Origin of the sequence: Desulfobacter sp. UBA2225 (assembly GCF_002348205.1) — a bacterium.
Lineage (GTDB): Bacteria > Desulfobacterota > Desulfobacteria > Desulfobacterales > Desulfobacteraceae > Desulfobacter > Desulfobacter postgatei.
Map to the genome: position 1 here is coordinate 1 of NZ_DDYV01000007.1, position 3,054 is coordinate 3,054.

Annotated in this window: 3 protein-coding genes and 1 pseudogene; all 4 read right to left on the bottom strand. The window is 51.4% G+C overall.

The window, feature by feature from the left end; all coding sequences use genetic code 11:
- Positions 1-341: pseudogene (locus B3D59_RS00280) on the bottom strand (hypothetical protein); the annotation flags it as partial.
- A 20-nt stretch (positions 342-361) separates the two neighbouring features.
- On the bottom strand, positions 362-997 hold the full coding sequence (locus tag B3D59_RS00285; RefSeq protein ID WP_286817089.1) for a zinc-ribbon domain-containing protein: 636 nt from the start codon (positions 995-997) through the stop codon (positions 362-364).
- A complete protein-coding gene (locus B3D59_RS00290) occupies positions 997-2,172 on the bottom strand; it encodes a type IV pilus twitching motility protein PilT (RefSeq protein WP_286817090.1) in 1,176 nt (391 codons plus the stop codon). Before B3D59_RS00290 ends, B3D59_RS00285 begins: the two co-directional genes overlap by 1 nt.
- A 32-nt stretch (positions 2,173-2,204) precedes the next feature.
- Positions 2,205-3,054, bottom strand: an 850-nt coding sequence (locus B3D59_RS00295) for a type IV pilus twitching motility protein PilT (RefSeq protein ID WP_286817091.1), incomplete at its 5' end; no start/stop codon positions are given.

Below are 3,054 nucleotides of genomic sequence, written 5' to 3' on the forward strand. Positions count from 1 at the left end.
GCCCATTCCCCGGGCCCAAGTTGAGCGGCCAAGTCTGAAAAAGACTTCGCCGTACGTACTATTCGCCCGGCGTTCTCCCGGGCAAGGGCCATCTGATCCAGGGATTTCAACGCACTGACCATGTGCCGCCCGGCGTCCCAGACGGCACCATTTTCAGGACGGGCGTCATTGCTCAAAGAAAGATAATTACCCACCAGACGCTCGCACCAGTCAAAACGAAATTCAGAGACAAAAATAATACAGGTAACCGAAAGAATGGCCAGATTTAAAACCGAACATATCCGTTTGAGCCACTCTGTCAGAGTTACCGGCTCATGCCAGTTTTGCGTGCGCAGATGCATAGGATAAATAAAGAGTGATCTTAGGCTTTGCCCACAGCCTTCATTGAATCGTTAAATACAGCATACATCTGTTCATGTTCAGACAGGGCCACGGCCAAAACATTATTTACCAGGGAGGCGTCTTCCTGCTCAAGGTCCTGGAATTTTATCACATAATTTGCGCTCAGATCCAGGGCGGTCATGGCATTTCCGGTCTCAAGACCCGGACCGAGCCGGACAAGACAGATCTTGCGGCGAAGGAACATATCCATACTGTTCATGTAGGCCACCATGATCTTGTCAGTATCAAAGGCTTCATCTATCACCACCAGCGGGTAAACATAATATTCAAGATTTTTCAATGCCTGGGCCGGCGTTTCCGGCACATGAACCGTCAACCCTGCATTTTCCAGCCCAGCTATAATCCGCTTACGGCCAAGGCAAGGAGGAACACAGACCAGCGCCTGTTTCGGTCCGCCGGCCTGAAACTTAGGAATAGCCGGGCTCGTGGCAGCTGTGTTTTGCCCAAAACCGGCGTTACCGGGATTCCCGATCGAGGCCTTGACAGGAACAGAGGCGCTGCATTTGGGACATTTGAATGAAAAATCCTTGTCTTTTGGTATCTTATCATCGGGCAGATTTGCATTATTCCCGCATGTCGGGCAAACAATTTTCATTATATGTTGTTCTCCTCTCCCCCATAACTGCGGTCAATCTCAAGGGACTGAATGCCACTGGTGGATTCCCCCCTGGCACTCTTGATCCGGTCAAGCCCCCTGCCCACAATATCTTTGCGTGACGCATAGGCCATGGCCGTATTTTCGTCTATCTTTCCCACTTCATACAAATTTACAATGAACTCGTCAAAGGAAATCATGCCCTGGGGTTTACCCGCCACAATAATGTCATTAAAGGTCTTGCCTTCGGACTCCCCATTTAAAATACTATCCTTTACCCGCAGGTTGGTGGCCATGATTTCAAAGGCGGCCACGCGCCCCCCCCCCACCTTGGGCAAAAGCCGCTGGGCCACCACCCACCGGACAGTGTCTGCCAGCCGAATGCGAACTTGGGTTTCCTCTTCTGTGGAAAACATACCCAGCAGACGGTTGATGGTTTGTCCGGCATCCACGGTGTGCAGGGTGGAAACCACCAGATGGCCGGTCTCGGCAGCGGACAGGCCGATCTCAACCGTTTCCCGGTCACGCATTTCGCCCACCAGAATAACCTTGGGGGCCTGACGCAAGGCCGCCCGCAACCCCGAGGCAAAGGTGTCGAAATCCATTCCCAGCTCCCGCTGGTTAAAGGTGGAGCGTTTCTGGGTATGCTGGTACTCTATGGGATCTTCCAGGGTAATCACATGCACGGCTTTGGTCGCGTTGATCTTGTCTAAAAGCGCGGCCAGTGACGTGGATTTACCGGAACCTGTGGCCCCGGTAACAAAGATAATGCCGTTCTTCTCTTCGGCCATTTTATGAAAACTTGCCGGCAAATTGAGCTGCTCAATGGTGGGAATGGTGGTTTCAAGTTTTCTTAATACAATGGCGTACTTGCCGGACCTGGAAAAAATATTCACCCTGAATCTTGCCTTGGTGCTCAGCTGGTAGGACAAATCACAACTGCCTTCCCGCAGCAGGGTTTCAAGCTGTTTTCTGTCATTATTAATAAGATTGAGTGCCAGAACCTCGGTTTGAAAGGGCGTCAGGATACTGAACCCCGGGCCCAGATCAACGGCCGCAAGCTGGCCTGAACTTTCCACCTGAAGGGGTTTTCCCGGCGTAATATTCAAGTCCGACACATTATCGTGTGAATCCAGCATATTGGTAAGAATATAATCAAGCTGCTGTTTTTTCATGCCTTGCTCCTATTAATGAACAAAATCGGGGATCAGGCTTCCGTAAAATCCGCAGGCGGATGTTTAAGAAACGGCCGGAACAACGATTTGTTATTTGCCTTTGAATAGGCATCATCGGAACTGATCTTCCCGGCTTTATACAGTGACATGATGGCATCGTCCAAAAGCTGCATCCCGTACTGCTTGCCGGTTTGAATCATGGAAGGGATCTGGTGGGTTTTGGATTCGCGGATGAGATTTCTGACCGCAGGGGTTGCCACAAGGATTTCCAATGCGGCACACCGGCCCTTTTTATCAATCCGTTTAAACAGCACCTGGGCCACTATGGCACGAAGGCCGTCTGACAGTGTCGATCGGATCTGGGCCTGCTCAGTGCTGGGAAAAACTTCAACAAGCCTGTCCACGGTTTTATGGGCACTTGATGTATGCAGGGTGCCAAATACCAGATGGCCGGTGGAAGCGGCCTCAACAGCCAGAGAAATGGTTTCAAGATCCCGAAGCTCACCGACCAGGATAATATCCGGATCCTCGCGCAGGGCACCGCGAAGCGCGGCGGAAAAGGTTTTGGTATGGGTCCCCACTTCCCTGTGGTTGACAATACACCGCTGGCTTTTATGAACAAACTCGATAGGGTCTTCCACCGTAATAATATGGTCTTTTCTGTTTCTATTGGCCTGATCAATGATGGCAGCAAGGGTGGTTGATTTACCGGACCCGGTGGGTCCGGTCACCAGTACAAGCCCCCTGGGCAGGTCTGCCAGTTTTGAAATGACAGGCGGCAACCCAAGGGCTTCGGCAGTCAGAATATCCGAGGGGATTTCGCGGAATACCGCGGCTATGCCGTTTTTCTGCATAAAATAATTGGCCCTGTAACGGGCAAGG